The 14,715-nt window shown below is 58.8% G+C and carries 13 protein-coding genes; 4 read left to right on the top strand and 9 right to left on the bottom strand.

Annotated elements, in window-relative coordinates:
* Positions 1-225: 225 nt before the first annotated feature.
* The 3 genes from T281_RS18150 to T281_RS03725 all read right to left on the bottom strand — a co-directional run bounded on the left by T281_RS18150 (position 226) and on the right by T281_RS03725 (position 2,594).
* The gene (locus T281_RS18150; protein ID WP_199502257.1) at positions 226-1,110 is read right to left on the bottom strand and encodes a tyrosine-type recombinase/integrase; all 885 of its coding nucleotides are present in this window, start codon (positions 1,108-1,110) and stop codon (positions 226-228) included.
* Between the two features lie 26 nt (positions 1,111-1,136).
* Entirely contained in the window at positions 1,137-1,730 is a 594-nt protein-coding gene (locus tag T281_RS19045) for a hypothetical protein (RefSeq protein WP_052036989.1), read from the bottom strand.
* Positions 1,731-2,150: 420 nt separating this feature from the next.
* Positions 2,151-2,594 (bottom strand): helix-turn-helix domain-containing protein, encoded by a 444-nt coding sequence (locus T281_RS03725; RefSeq protein ID WP_037234425.1) that lies wholly within the window; start codon positions 2,592-2,594, stop codon positions 2,151-2,153.
* A gap of 105 nt (positions 2,595-2,699) precedes the next feature.
* On the opposite strand from T281_RS03725, the gene T281_RS18140 reads away from it, so the two are divergent.
* From T281_RS18140 to T281_RS03715, 3 genes are all read left to right on the top strand, one after another.
* Positions 2,700-2,909 carry a histidine kinase gene (locus T281_RS18140; RefSeq protein ID WP_081796575.1) on the top strand — a complete coding sequence of 70 codons (210 nt, stop codon included), beginning with the start codon at positions 2,700-2,702 and terminating at the stop codon, positions 2,907-2,909.
* Positions 2,906-3,112, top strand: coding sequence for a hypothetical protein (locus T281_RS03720; protein ID WP_155955077.1), 207 nt, complete (start codon positions 2,906-2,908; stop codon positions 3,110-3,112). The genes T281_RS18140 and T281_RS03720 overlap by 4 nt, the downstream gene beginning before the upstream one ends.
* Positions 3,113-3,281: 169 nt before the next feature.
* Complete coding sequence (locus tag T281_RS03715; protein ID WP_037234419.1) at positions 3,282-3,569, top strand: hypothetical protein; 288 nt, start codon at positions 3,282-3,284, stop codon at positions 3,567-3,569.
* A 167-nt stretch (positions 3,570-3,736) separates the two neighbouring features.
* Here T281_RS03715 and T281_RS03710 read toward each other — a convergent pair whose 3' ends face one another.
* The 6 genes from T281_RS03710 to T281_RS03685 all read right to left on the bottom strand — a co-directional run bounded on the left by T281_RS03710 (position 3,737) and on the right by T281_RS03685 (position 12,767).
* Positions 3,737-6,790 carry a type I restriction endonuclease subunit R gene (locus T281_RS03710; RefSeq protein WP_037234416.1) on the bottom strand — a complete coding sequence of 1,018 codons (3,054 nt, stop codon included), beginning with the start codon at positions 6,788-6,790 and terminating at the stop codon, positions 3,737-3,739.
* Positions 6,791-6,792: 2 nt separating this feature from the next.
* A complete protein-coding gene (locus tag T281_RS03705) occupies positions 6,793-7,485 on the bottom strand; it encodes a retron system putative HNH endonuclease (RefSeq protein ID WP_037234414.1) in 693 nt (230 codons plus the stop codon).
* The gene (locus T281_RS03700) at positions 7,469-8,746 is read right to left on the bottom strand and encodes an AAA family ATPase (RefSeq protein ID WP_037234411.1); all 1,278 of its coding nucleotides are present in this window, start codon (positions 8,744-8,746) and stop codon (positions 7,469-7,471) included. The genes T281_RS03705 and T281_RS03700 overlap by 17 nt, the downstream gene beginning before the upstream one ends.
* Entirely contained in the window at positions 8,743-10,017 is a 1,275-nt protein-coding gene (locus tag T281_RS03695) for a restriction endonuclease subunit S (protein ID WP_037234408.1), read from the bottom strand. Before T281_RS03695 ends, T281_RS03700 begins: the two co-directional genes overlap by 4 nt.
* The gene (locus T281_RS03690; RefSeq protein ID WP_037234405.1) at positions 10,014-12,014 is read right to left on the bottom strand and encodes a type I restriction-modification system subunit M; all 2,001 of its coding nucleotides are present in this window, start codon (positions 12,012-12,014) and stop codon (positions 10,014-10,016) included. Before T281_RS03690 ends, T281_RS03695 begins: the two co-directional genes overlap by 4 nt.
* 171 nt (positions 12,015-12,185) lie before the next feature.
* Positions 12,186-12,767, bottom strand: a complete 582-nt coding sequence (locus T281_RS03685) for a recombinase family protein (protein ID WP_037234402.1) — start codon at positions 12,765-12,767, stop codon at positions 12,186-12,188.
* Positions 12,768-13,095: 328 nt separating this feature from the next.
* Between T281_RS03685 and T281_RS17395 the strand changes: the two genes are divergently transcribed.
* On the top strand, positions 13,096-14,715 hold a 1,620-nt coding region (locus T281_RS17395), incomplete at its 3' end, for a Tle-like phospholipase domain-containing protein (protein ID WP_155955075.1).

Genomic DNA, 14,715 nt, shown 5'->3' with positions numbered 1-14,715 from the left:
AAGCTAACAAACGGGGGATTGTACCCCCAGGTGTTACCCGGCGGCTAATCTCGCCCGGCTTATTCACCTAAACTATTAATTTTGTTGGTGAGCCCAGATGGATTCGAACCATCGACCCTCTGATTAAAAGTGTGATGTGCGATCATCGCAATCATTGATTTTTCTGGCCTTTCTGGTCGAAAGCGGCTCGATTTTTCCCGTTTTGTTCGCACCTTTTCGCTCGTTTCATTCGCCAATCATTCGCGCAAAAGAACGCCTTGGAACACGCTTCGGCGCAATCGCGGAAGCAGCCTTGTTCTGGTAATCTGGGCAGTGATGACCGTAGACCTTTTCGATGGTTTTCACGGACATGCCGACGTACCCGGAAACCTCCCAGATCGGCACGCCCGCTTGCAGCATCCACGTCGTAGCCGTATGCCTGAAGCTGTGAAGGACAAAATGCTGATCAAAATTCGCGATTTCGCGCGCGGAATCCCACGAGTTCCGGAGCTTCTTAACTGGCCGTTGATTGAAATGAATGACATGGGTGATGCCACGCGCCACGTCCTCTTCGCGCCAACGGCGCAAGTGGGGTAGAAGTCGGGCGTGAATGCGAACGGGCGGTGTGCGCTTCTTGGTTTCCGATTTGCCCCTGCCACGCCGGTACATGAGATCGTGTTCAAGATCGATCCATCCACCATCGGTAGACGGCATCCACCGAAGGCTCAGTATCGCACCTGATCTCGTGCCGGAGTAAACTCCGATCAGAATAAGCCGCGCGAGGTGCGCGGATTTCGGTCGATTCCGGACGACACGAAGCAGATGCGCGACCTGATCGCGCGTGAGCCATTCGTCACGCGGATCAGAAGGTTCCGGGATCGAAACAACCGGTACCATCGAAAGCGTATGCTCTTTGTGCCAAAGCCTGATAGCGGCTCTGAGCGTCGCGAGATCTCGACTTGCAGTCGTGTCGCCCTTCGCGCCGTAAGCCGCACGTGTTTTGCGCCACTCAAAATACTCTCGACAAGATTTGCCCTTCACGTCTGCAACGGTTTTCCCGGCCCACCATTCGACCAGGTCGCGGACGTGTCGTCGAGGGTTCGCCTGCTCGCCTAGATCGGGAACATGCAAGCGTAGGTAGCTTTCCAACACCTCCGCTATCGAGACCGCAGCGGGATTACTGCTGCCGCTGGGTGTGTATTTGCTTTCGATGTACTCTTGGAGGGCGCGGGCCGCTCCATCAGCATCCGCTCGATCGATGCCCGTGCTGATTTTTCGGCCTGCGTCGAGGATGACCCATTTCGATTCCCGGCCTTCTCGCTCTTCAAGCCAGAGGCGCGGCGGTTTTGCTCTGCGAGGCATAGCACCATCTCCTTCAGATCTTCACCACGAACAAATTTTTTCCGGCAAATCGAGACAAGCGCGAGCCTCTTACGTTTCGCGAGAGAGCGGAGATCGCTCGGCGTCACGCCGAGTCCGGGGAAGAAGCGCGCGCACGCATCATCGAGGGTGTAGAGGTCCGATGGGGAGGGCTCGGAAGTAGCGCAGTTCGCGTACGACATCTTCGAAGTCTCGCGATGCACAATCTGCCACTCAGGCTCAGGTGCTGGACGACACTGTCCCTGTTCGTTGCGCTCTAGGTACTCAAAGCTGCCGTCGCCTCGCACGCGAAAGGTTTGAGGCGCGAAACGAATTTCGCGCTGCTCGTATTCGTCGCTGTTCATGGCGCCGTGTTCATCAAGCTTTTTCATGCTCGCGCCCCATCGACAGTATGCGAGACATCCCCGTCGAGGTGATCAACGGCCGCATCAAGCGCGCGGACGTCCCAAAGGACGCGCGCGTCAACGCGTTTCGGCTTGGGCATGCGCCCATCCGAAACCAATTCATCGAATTTCCGAACAGAAAGTCCCACGAACGCGGCCGCAGCCTCGCGGCTGATGAGGCGGGGCTGAAGGGTCAGAGGGACGGGGAGTGGTTTTCGAGGTTCGCTCGGCAAGGCGGTTTCTCCAGCGGCTGGATTAACCGGCTGAGCCGACGAGAATGGACTGCGGGCGTCAACGTCCGCGACACACCAGATGTTGTTTGAACTGAGAGCATAGGCACAAGATCGCGTGCGCTTGTGCAGATGGTCAAGTCGCCGTGCGACACATTGCGTGGTTATGCACAGCATGTCACGGTCGAGATGCAAGATCGTCAAGAGCGCGGGGATCACCGAGCGCCGCTTCGGAAATCGCACGTCGCCCCTCTTCGGACAGACGAGCGAAGGCAGCGGGGCGCGCCGCCCAGAATTCCGCGACTTCTGGATGTAGAGCCTTTATGCCGTTTCCGCCGTCACGCGACGTCTTCTCGTCTTCTCCGTCTGATCGTCTCGACGGCTCCACTCCCCATTTCAAGGCGACACCGGCACCGCGTTCGCCCTCGATTGCGTCAAGAAATTCGACACCTTGGCTTTCAAGGTAGCCTTGGAGCTTCACCATCGTCGAGTAGAGTGCGTTTCCTCCGGCTTCTGTCCGGACAATCGTGCTTTTGTCGATCCCCGTGGCTTTTGACACCTCGACGATGCTGATCTTGAGCGCGGCTCTTGCCATGCGGATTTGGTCGCCGGTAATAGGCATGCGTATTTTTTCTCGTTTTTACGTAAAATTGTTGCGTGATCTATGGGCCTCGCGTAGAATTTACGCGCGTTCGATCTAAGGGATCAATGGGAAAAGGCCTTTTCCGTGTCGCTTTCAATACCTGAACTCAAGACAGTGGCGATGCTCCTCTTGCGCATCCGGACATTTGCGGAAGACGCCGTGAATGTCGCGGAAAGCGGCGGGGACATTGCGGTCACGGCGCGCATCAAAACGCTACTCTTTCGAGCGCAGGATGTTGAGCGCGAAATTGAAGCGCGCCTTGCGGCTGCCGAGAAGGCGGAGCGCCAATCGTGATTTTCACGCGGCCAGAGTTGGAAGCTGCGCGCGGTTTCGTCCGACAGGCGCGCGCCTTGGCCGAAGCCGTTGGCGAAATTCTGCGGCGCGGCGGCGACGATGATGGGGCGGAGCGCATTGGCGCCGTAATCGAGGCCCTTGAAGCGGAGGCGGAATATCTGACACGCCTGTCAGCGGCTACCCCGATTGGCGGCAGGGCATGACCGAGAGGGTCGACGCAAGCAGGTGCGCCTTTGAGGGATGCCGTGCGTCCGGGTCCGCATACCCGGACGAGCGGTAGCGGGGGCGGGGCGGGCGCTGTGGTCGCGTCCGTCCCGCAGCATCCCACTCTATCCTTTTCAACCGGGCTGCGGCCCAACATGGAGAACGAACATGAAGGACATAACGGCACTCGAAAACGAGTTAACCCAGTTACGTGGACTCGCCCAATTTTTGGTCGATCTGGAGCGCGAGCATATGCAAGCGGCGGGCTTCTTCGACGACCTCCCTGCCTATCGAAACGGCCCAGGCGCAAAATTCGGCTTTCTGGTCGAGAGCATGAAGGCGCGCGTTGATGCGCTCGCTTCTATCGTCGAGCGAGTAGCATATAAGGCGTCGGGATCAGACGCGTTCCAGCCAGAGAACGAAGTCGAGGAGGAGCCGCTGAAAGCGGCGGCGTAGTCGATCTGACCGAGGAGATGAAGATGCCCGCCTTCCAGCGGGCTTTTTTCTTGCCCGGTGTTCGGATCATATCAAAGTTGTTTGAAAAAATTGATCGTTCTACGCCATTCGATGTCATAAAGATTCAGGCCGGCAGGGATGATGCCTATCCGGTTGAATAAAATTACTTATTTTGGAAGCTCTTGGTTGATGCCTGCAGAGGATGGTAGCTGGCGGAGCCTCCTGTATACTTCATATGATAAGCGGCTGGTCAAAAAGTTCATGAAGGATTTGTCGTTCATGAACTTGGCGAATATTTCTTCGTTCTGGTCCATGCGTTCAACAAACAGAGCTTCAAGCAGGTTCTTGAATACAAGCTCAAACTTGTCGCCAGGGTTGACAGCTGCCGCTTGCTTCAATGCAGAGTCTAAAATGGCGGCCTCGACGATTTGGTCGAAGAAGAGTTGATCCGCCTGATTGAAGTCTGTACCGAAACGATCGTTCACGACGTCGATGAGGCGGGATAGCGGAACAGCCTCCTCGTGGAGTACGCCGGTTCCGACCTCGGACGGGCCATCGAGCCGGTTAGCCTGGCCATCGCTCAGGCTGATCGAGCCTTCGCTGATCTTCTGCAAGCGGTAGTATTCGAGCCGCACCTCGTCATCGAACTGGTAGGACGGCCCGGCGCCGCGCTTTGGAAGCTTGGTCGCGAGGTGGCGCAGGAACACATAGAGGCGTTCGAGGTCCGTGTCCTGATAGGGAATGATCTGGCTGAGGAAGCCATACAGGCTGCAAAAGGCCATCAGCTTGCCGCGCCACAGCTCTGCCTCGTCGGGGTTTTCCTGCTGAAGCTCTTTGAAACAGGCCACACACGGATCAAGCGCCGCATTCATCAATTGATGATCGTTCGGGCTCTGGCGCTGGCGCGGCTTAAAGTAGACGGTGCTGAAGCGTTCAACGTCCGCGACGACATATATTCCGTCGGCGTCGAGTTCGCTCTTGATCTCATACATTCGGGCAGGGTCGACGTCCTCGCCGACCTCCGCGCCTTCGAAATAGGTCTTGAACGCCTCGCGGATTTCATCGCGTTCGTTGACGAAATCGAGGACGAAGGTGTCCTCCTTCAGCGGATGGATACGGTTCAGGCGGGATAGCGTCTGCACTGCTTGGATGCCGGCAAGCCGCCGATCGACATACATCGTGTGCAACAAGGGCTGGTCGAAGCCCGTCTGGTACTTCTCTGCGACGAGCAGCACCTGATATTCCTGGGTGGCGAAGACCTCCGGCAGTTCCTTTTCGCGGACGCCGAGATTCATGCCTTCCTCGGTGTAGGTGACTTCCTTCAGCTTGTCGTCCGTAACGACGCCCGAGAAAGCGACCAGCGACTTGATGGCATAGCCTTTCTCCTTGATGTAGCGGTCGAAGCTCTGCTTGTAGCGGACTGCTTCGAGGCGCGAGCCCGTGATCACCATAGCCTTGGCCCGGCCCCCGATCTTGTGCTGGGTCGCAGCGTGGAAATGCTCGATCATCACCTCGGTCTTCTGGGCAATATTGTGCGGATGCAGCTTGAGGAACCGCGCCAGCGCGCGTGCCGCCTTCTTCCGCTCGACGTTCGGATCGTCCTCGCTCGCCTTCAAGAGCCGGAAATAGGTGGCATATGTCGTGTAGTGCTTTAGCACATCGAGGATGAAACCTTCCTCGATCGCCTGCCGCATCGTGTAGCGATGTGCGGGCTTGTCACCCCGTCCGAACACCTTGAAGGTTTTGTGCTTCGGCGTCGCGGTGAAGGCGAAGAAGCTCAAATTCGCCTGTCTTCCGCGCTTCGCCATTGAGCGGTAGAGCTCTTCGACATCCTCTTCGTCGTTCTCCGCCATGTATTTCGCGGCTTCCTCGCGAAGACCCTGGCCGCCCAGAACCTCCTTGAGATCGGTCGCTGTTTCGCCACCTTGCGAGCTGTGCGCCTCGTCAATGATCACGGCGCAGTGGCGAGACTTCAGTGTGCCACCGTCGGCTTCCCCGCGCTCTTCCGCCATCTTGGCGAGCTGGCGTGAGACGAAGGGGAACTTCTGTAAGGTGGTGATGATGATTGGCACAGCGCTTTCGAGCGCTTCGGCAAGCTGGCGCGAACTCTCGTCGATCTTCTGCACGACACCATGCTTGTGCTCGAACTGGTAGATCGTGTCCTGCAACTGCTTGTCCAGCACCACGCGATCCGTAATCACGATTACGCTGTCGAACACTCGTGCATTTTTGTCGTCATGCAGAGACGCCAATCGGTGCGTGAGCCAGCCGATGGTGTTGCTCTTGCCGCTGCCGGCTGAATGCTCGATAAGATAGTTGTTGCCCACGCCCTCGCGCTGCGCCTGATCGACCAGCGAGCGAACCGCTTCAAGCTGATGATAGCGAGGAAAGATCATGGTTTCCTTCTTGACCTTCCGGCCCTGGTCGTCGCGCTTTTCCTCAATCTGCAGGTGGATGAAACGCGCGAGCAGGTCGAGCAGGCTGTCCCGCTGCAATACCTCTTCCCAAAGATAGGCCGTGCGATAGCTGCGTCCCTTCGGATCGGGCGCATTGCCCGCGCCACCATTATTGCCCTTGTTGAAGGGCAGGAAGTGCGTGGCCTGTCCCGCCAACCGCGTTGTCATGAACACGGTGTCGGTGTCGGCCGCGAAGTGGACCAGCATACGCCGCTTGAACTCGAAGATCGGCTCGCGTGGGTCACGATCGTTTCGGTACTGACGCAAGGCGTTCTCGATTGTTTGCCCCGTCATCGGGTTCTTGAGTTCGACCGAAGCGACCGGAATGCCGTTGATGCTGAGCGCGACGTCCAACGATTTTTCGGACGTCTTCGAGAAATGCAGCTGCCGGGTGATGCCGACGCGAGTGGCCGCGTAGCGCGCCTCAAGCTCTGGATTGAGCGCATGGGCAGCCTTGAAGAATGCCACGCGCAGAGTCTTGCCATAGCACTTGAAGCCGTGGCGCAAGGTAGCGAGCGAGCCTTCCCGATCCATCCATTTGGTCAGATCGGTCAGGATCTGTGCACCCGTCTGTTCGCCGTGCAGCGCTTCCAGCGCCTTCCATTCCTTGGGTTGAGTGGCGCGGATGAATTCGATCACCGTCTCCGGAAAGATCGCACGCTCCCGGTCGAACCCTGCCGCGGGCTGGGGAACGTAGCCGTTCGCAAGCAGGGTCGCTTCAATGACGGTCTCGAAGGCGCCTTCCGAATGCCGGGCGTAATTCATAGCTAGCCTCTCGCCTCCCGTATCTTCTCAATGCGCCTGATTTGCCTTTCTAGCGCTTGGACAAGTACAAATGAATAGGGTTCGAGTGCTCCTGCCTGTTGTTCCGCCCGTTCCAGATCACGAAGTCGCCTGCGCGCATCGGCGATCCCGATTGAGGCTGGGCCTCGTCCACGAATCTGCAGCGTTGCTGCGATCGCAGCCTTTCGAAGCTGAACAAGCGCTTCGTCATTCAGCCCCAATCGCGCGATTGTCTCGACGGCGGCATTGTCAGCGGAATCGGCGGCTTCGACTTCCCCGTTTAATCGAAAGGAAAAGCGGGCCGCGCAGCCGCCAGACAGCGGCGATACGAACAAATGCTCATCCGCGACCGCAGGCCAATCGGCCTTTTTGTGAGCGCCATAAGGCAACTGTGGTGTGTTGGGAGCTGGCACTCCGGCGACAAGGTTTCGGTAGTCGACATCTTCCCCAATCCCGCAGTGCGCTTGCGGACGAAGGTGCTCTATATGGCAATTCTCCACGTCGATCCGCCGTCCGGTGTAGGCGCAAAGGCCCCTCTGTTCCGTGACAAGCGCGGTTCTAACTGCAAGGCGATGAGCGGCTGCCAGAGATGTGTAGCAATAGTTCGGCAATGCCCGATTTTGGGCTTTCCACTGGGTCAACTCGCCCGGTTCAGCACCCTTATTGATCTGACGCATCGCCAAGCGCCTCAAGGTTATTGATGGTAGCCTCAAGCCCAGCAACGGTTGGATCGTCCCCACGAATGAGAGTTCGTAATGCCGCCAATTGGGAGCGCGCCGGGTCGAGATCGCCTTCGTCCAAAGAGGCCTCGATGGCTGCTATCATTCTCCGTGTGGGCTCTGGACGGGAGGGCGTACCCATCAAGTGTTCGAGTATATAGTTTGTGTCGAGCCCGTAAGCCTGGCCGCATCGCTTCGGAACGATCCGCCCTTCCTCCGCTTGCAGCAAGATGATGCGTTCCGGCTGCGTCTCACCGATGATCTGCGGCGAGTGCGTCGTGGCGACGAATTGGCAGTTGGGAAATGTGCCGGTCAGAAGGGACATGACCTGTCGCTGCCAGAGCGGGTGCATGTGCATGTCAAGTTCGTCGATCAGCACCAAGCCTACGCCATCGCGGACAGGGTCATCGAGTCCGGGATTGGCCTGCGAGAGCCGCCGAGCAAGGTCGAGCACGAGGGCCAACATGCTGCGTTCGCCATCCGAAAGCTGGCGTACATCGAGGGTGCGGCCGTGCTTCTCGATCAGCAGGCGTGGGCCGCCCTCCATCTCGGCGCGCAGGCCCTCGCAGTCGGGCAGGAAGCGGCGGGCGGCGGCACGCATGGCGGCCAGATGCAGACCCGCGCGCAGAAGTTCCCGAGAGAGCGCCTCTTGCGCGTGCATCCATGTGGCGAGTTCGGCCAGCCGCAAAGGGCGGGCGACGAGCGCATCAGCGAAGGCGACAGCCTGCCCGCCGCTGGCCTTGCCCGATTTCGGCTGCTCGTCGGAAACGAGAGAGCGGCGCGTGGCGAAATAGACCGCGACAGATTGGGCTTTCGCCGTCTTGAGCGCTTTCGCTGCCTTGCCGAAATCGGGTGAAAAGGTTTCGCGGTCGGGCGTGGCGAGGGTCTGCTCGCGCACCACGCCGGACTTGTGCGACACGTTCTGCTCACGCTGCTTGTGGATCAGTAGATGGCGGCCTTCGCCATTGATCGTTAGGTCGAGATCGACGGTCATCGCCGGGGTGCCTACCTGGATATCATCGACGACGAAGGTGTCTGGGCGGCTCTTGCTGGCGGTGAATTTGGGCAGCAGACGCGAAAGGCAGATGCGCAATGTTTCGAGAACTGTGGTCTTGCCCACGCCGTTGACGCCAACCAGCAGCGTGAAGGCCGGGTCGAACTCGAATTGCGCCTGCTCGAAGGCGCGCAGATGGGCTACGCTGAGCCGTCGGATCTTCATGCCGCCTCCGGGATGTCGATCTGGCCGGTGACGGCGGCAGCGATCAGCGCGGCTCGGCGTTCCTTCGCCAGCGTGATGGAATGCTCGGTGGCGGCGCGAAGGCGGTCAATCTTGGCGGTTTCGGCGACGATGTGCTCGACAATCTGCTGCTGTTCAGCGAGCGGCGGGACGGGCCACCAGGTTTCGAATAAGCCTTCGGGATAAAGCCGCAGCCGCGAGGACCAGACGCCCTTGGAGTAACGTGTCACCTCCTGTGCAAAGACGGGGATGCGGACCAGTGCATCGACGTAGTCGGGCAGCAGCCTTGGGCCGGGGGTGTAGACGTTGTAGGCAGGGCTCACGATGCCATTGACACGGGCCGTGCCCATGGCCCCCATCCAGGCCCAAAGGGTGTTGATGGCGAGATCACCGGCGAAGCACAGCTTGTACCCGGCCGTGCTTTCGGCCTCGAACATATTGACGTCCTTCTCTGATCGCGGAGTGACGCCCGTGATGTGTGAAACGGTCAGCATCTCCTCTGTGCCGGTCTCGGATCTCTCGTCTCTTTCACGGAACAGCCAGCGCGACCGTTCAACCTCCCAATGCGCGGGGATGTCGCCGAGCCAGTCGATGCCGGTGGGACGCAACTGACGAGCGGGGTCGAGACCGCGCATGACTGCCTCGGCGACGATCGCCCGTCGCTTCTCAGCCAACAGATCGAGCAGCTGCTGCTTGGCGGCGATCAGAGCGTCGATGTCGGCAGTTTCGCGGCCGAGATATGCCACGATGCCATTCTGAACGGTTCGTGGAGGTATCGGTACTTTGGTGGACGCCATAAGATCGTACTCGATGCTCTCGACAGTAGCACCTTCCTTGCTCCACTGCCTCAGTAGTTCTGTTTGAAAACCTCGGATTAGTGACGCAAGAAATCTGACGTCCAAGGACTCGTGCGGCAGGATCGCGCGCATGTCTTGGTTGAGAGCCACGGGAACGCGATTCACTGCCACGGGAATTGAGTGCCGCAGAATGCCTGACCGAACGACGATCAACGCCGCACCTGGCTCAACCAAGTTGGTGGCGCTGGACGTAAGACCCTCAGTGGTGATGTGGTCCTCTGTGTCGAGGATCTCCTCAGCCTTCATGTCCTTGGGCGAAACCCAAGGAATTTCGCCATCCCAGAACTCCGGCTTCGACTTATCGGGCGTGCCGCCGCCGACAAAACTCGCCACATACTTCAGCTTCTTGTACTTCCAGCCATCCGGGGCATTCTTGGACCAAGAGGCGTCAGTCATTCCGTCACCTCCCGCAGCAGTCGCAAGATTTCGTCTTCCGCCTTCTTCAGGTCCGCATCGATCTCGGCCAGCTTGCGCGGCGGCGTGAACGCGTAGAAGTGGCGGTTAAAGTTGATCTCGTAGCCGACCTTGTCCTTGGTGCGGTCCATCCACGAGTCCGGCACATGCGGCAGCACCTCGCGCTTGAAATAGGCGTCGATATCCTCCTTCAGGGGGATGTTTTCGAAATCGCGCAGGTCGGCATCGGCCTCGAAGCCTGAGCCCTTCTTCACGGCGGCGCCCTTCTCGTCCTTCACGGTGAAGACCGTGCGGAACAGCTTTTCCTCCGGAGCCTTCCAGCGCGAGCTGCGCTTCTTCAATAACTTTTCGATGTTGCCCCAGACCGCGTTCCAATCAAGCTGCGGCTCGCGGCCAAACGCCTTGTCGATCGCCTGAATATCATCAAGGAGGTGCGGCGCAGCATCGAGGAAGCGCGCCTTGTCTTTCACGCTCATCTGGTAGCGCAGCCTCAAGGGCCGCTGGACCGTAACGCGGGTGTAGCCGAAGTCTTCATTATCGAAGAGCTTGGACTTTTCGTTCGCCTCGAACCGCCCATAGAGCCGGACGATATCGGCGATCTGGTCCGGTTCATCGGCGCGGTCGCCAACCTCCAGGGCAGGGCCTTCGCCGATCTTGCGGCGCTTGTCGCCCTGACTCCGGCGCATAGGAATCCACGTGTCGCGCGCATCGACAAGCTGAATTTTGCCCTTCCGTTCCTTCGCCTTCCGGTTGGTGACGATCCAGATATAGGTGCCGATGCCGGTGTTGTAGAACATTTGCTCCGGCAGGGCGACGATGGCTTCGAGCCAGTCGTTCTCGATTATCCACTTGCGGATTTCGCTCTCGCCGCCGCCTGCCCCACCAGTGAACAGCGGGGAGCCCGAAAAGACGATTGCCGCTCGCGATCCATACTTCTGCGCCTTCGGATTGACCTCCTCGAATTTCGAGATCATGTGTTGAAGGAAAAGCAGGGAGCCATCGTTGACGCGGGGAAGACCTGCGCCGAAACGGCCTTTAAAACCTTTTTCGCTCTCGCGCTGGATTTCTTTCTGCTGCTTCTTCCAGTCAACGCCAAAGGGTGGGTTGGCAATGAGGTAGTCAAAAGTCCTCTCGTCGAATTTGTCGTCGGTGAAGGTGTCCCCAAACTGGATATTTTCGCCGCCGCCGTTGTGATCAACCTCCTTCATGAGCATGTCGGAAGCTGCTGTGGCGAAGGCACGCTTGTTGTAGTCTTGGCCGTAAACGTAGAGCTTCGCAGCCGCGTTGTGCCGGCGCATGTATGATTGCGCTTGGGCCAACATCCCGCCGGTACCGCAGGCTGGGTCGAGCATAGTGCGGACGGTGCCGGGTTGGCGAAGCAGCGCGTTGTCTTCCATGAAAAGCAGATCTACCATGAGATGGATCACTTCGCGCGGCGTGAAGTGATCGCCTGCTGTCTCGTTCGCCAGTTCGTTGAAGCGACGGATCAGGTTTTCGAAAACCAGCCCCATTTGCTCGTTCGGAACAACGCGCGGATGCAGGTCGACATCGCAGAATGACTTTATGACGAGATAGAGGATGTTGGCTTCACTCATCCGTTCGATTTCGCTTCCAAACTCGAAGTAATCGAAGATGCGGCGCACGTTCGCGGAAAAGCCGTTGATATAGCTTGTCAGGTGGCTGTGAATGTTATCGGGATCACCCTTAAGCTTCTGAAAATCGAGTGGCGACCGATTATGAAATCTATGGCCGGATGCCTTGTTCAGAATCCGGTCTAATGCATCGTCTCCAAGCTTCCCCCCCTTGCGGCGCTCATATTCCGCCAGCACCTTGTCCTTGGTATCGGCGAGGACACAATCGAAACGACGCAGCACGACAAGCGGCAGCATAACGCGCTCATACTGGGGTGGCCGATAGGGCCCGCGCAGGAGGTCGGCGATCTGCCAGATCAGATTCGCCAGATCAGAGTGGCTTGCCATGCACTTGTCTTTCTTTCAGTCTCGCGCTCACTCGAAGCCGAGAGGTGTTGAGCGCAGATGAGCACCCGCGGGCACTAACCACGTTCGTAAGTCGCACGGCGGGATTTCTCAAGGCTGGATGATCTGGGCAGTGTGTCGCCCTTGCGGCGACACTCACCCGTTCAGCCCCGCTTAGCTCGCAACAGGCGATTGTTTGTCGAGCACGCGGTAGACCGATGAGCGCGCCATCTTCAGCTCGCGGGCAATTGCGGTGGGTTTCTTCCCCGCAGCGTGAAGCGCCTTGATGCGCTCCACGTCGAGCGAGGGCTTCCGGCCCGTATACACGCCGGCGGCCTTGGCCTTGGCGATCCCCTCAAGCTGGCGTTCGCGGCGGAGATTGGTTTCGAATTCGGCAAAGACGCCAAGCATGTCGAGGAAGGCTTTGCCGGCTGCGGTTGAGGTATCGATGGGCTGCTCGGTAGCGCGCAAGGCGACGCCCTTCTCGCGTAGCTCAAGAACGATATCCTGTAGATCTTTCACGGAGCGTGCGAGGCGATCGATCCGGGTCACGACGACGATATCGCCCTCCCGAACGCATTCGAGAAGTACCTGAAGCTCTGTGCGGCCGTCGCGGCGCGTGCCGCTTTTCTTCTCCGAAAAGATTTTGAGACAGCCCGCCGCTTCGAGGGCGGCTTGCTGGATTGAGAGGTCTTGGTCCGTCGTGCTGACTCGGGCGTAACCGAAAATTCGAGGCTGTGGAGCTTTGCGGATCATGGCGGAAGTGTCCGATTAGGTTCTAGACCGTTCCTTTCTAGCGTCCGAAAAGCCAAAAATCAACCCTATAAAGACGTAAAAAGTGTCTCATTTTAGGGTAGTGTTTGGGTATACCGAAATCGGACCGGCTGCATTATGCAGGAAATGCATACCGCGCCAATTTACGGTTCGTCTTAGCATCCGGCTAGATTTCGTGGGACACGATATGCCACAGCAGGCTTCCAGTTGCGGTAGCGAGCGTGGCCCCGCACTCGTTTCCAAATGGACAGGTTTTCGTCAGGAGCAATTAACTAGTATCGCCTCTCCGATTTTTGAATGAGGCATTGCGATGACAATCAGCATTCTTCCCCTCCGGGAACTGAACCTGATCGAACCGGCGGCGCGCATTTCGGAACAGGCTCCCGATCCGAGGCAATTCGAGGAGGAGTTGGCGCGACGGGGCGCGGGCAATGCCAGTGCGAATGCTCCTCAGCCGAACGCACTCTGGAAGCCGAATGCCGCCGACGCAACACCGCAAAATCTCATCTACGATCCAGCCGCACAGCCGCAGGCGAGCTTGCTGGCACGTGTCGCAGACAGCAAAGCCGAGACACCGTCCGTTCGAGGTGAAAAAAATTCTCAGCCGGGCCTCGATGGCCGTGACGGCGATCATTCAGCCGAAGCGAGGGACAATAACGATCAGACCTCGAAAAGCACCGGCGTTTCCAGTCCCGAAGCGAGCGCAACAGCGCCTCGCAAAAACGAGAATAGCCTTCTCGGCACCATCGGATCTCATATCAGCGAAAATCTTGAAAATGCTTTTTCCACGCCGCTCGGCCCAAGTCCGGAGTTCATGGAGCGCAACGTCCACAACGCTCCCTTTCCCTTGAACATCCTCAACAACACCGTTTATGGCGCGGGCGGCATTGCTCTTGACGCGGCGGCACGCGCGGGGCAGGCAGCTTACAATTCCGCGGCGGACGGGGTTGCGGACGTCGGCGATACCACGGGGGCACTTCAGGCGGCCGAAAGAAACGGCTTCGGGAGTTCCAGCCAGTTCCGGCGCGACCTGAAGCACATGCCCGAAGCGTTTGCCGGATGGAGCGGTCTTCAGGGAGGCGCTTCAAAGGCGTTGACGTCAGCCGAAATGCGTGCTGCGCGTCTCGCTGAGGCGGCGCCCACGGAGCAATTGGCCCAAACCATCGCGGCCGAGAAAAGCCAGGCCCGAACCGCCGCGCTCCGAAAGTATTTCGGTGACGACGCCGCGCGTCTCGAAGATCTCAGCCAGTTCAAGCGCGCTGACGGGACGCCGGTAGCGAAGACCGCCGACGAACGGTTGGCGCTTGCCTCGATGCTCGCGCAAAATCCGAAGCTGACGCCGCAGGAGTTCACGCGCATGCAGGACTGGGCGCAACTCAGCAACGCGGCTTACCTCAAGAGCGCGGGCAACCCGGCAGCGGGACTGCGCGATACCATCCCGGCCAACTACGAGCACGTCACCGACTTCACAAAGGACGCGCGGTTGAAAGGCTTGTCGCGGACGGATTTCGAGCACGCGGCATCTGGCTTCCGGGCCGAGTTGTTCCGAAACAAGGACACGGGAGAGTATGTCGTGGCGTTCCCCGGATCGCAAACGGGCAGGAATTGGGCTGCCAACGCCGCGCAGGGCGTTGGCAGCGAGACGGATCAGTATACTCGCTCGATGGACTTGGGGAAAAAGCTCCAGAGAGCGCTCGGAGACAGCTTTGCCGGAGCGACCGGCCATTCGAAAGGCGGCGGCCAGGCCGCAGCCGTTGCAATGGTAACGGAGAAACCCGCGATCACCTTCAACGCAGCAGGGCTAAACCGGGAAACCGTGAAGCGCGATGGCGGAAAGTGGGACGAAAGCCGCATCACGAACTACGTGGTAAAGGGAGAGATCCTGACTTCTGCGCAAGAGCAACTGAACGGCGTTCTTCCAGATGCCGCA

This window comes from Rhodomicrobium udaipurense JA643 (assembly GCF_000636015.1).
GTDB lineage: Bacteria > Pseudomonadota > Alphaproteobacteria > Rhizobiales > Rhodomicrobiaceae > Rhodomicrobium > Rhodomicrobium udaipurense.
The sequence above is the reverse complement of the archived record's forward strand: the minus strand, read 5'-3'. Positions and strand labels throughout refer to the sequence as shown.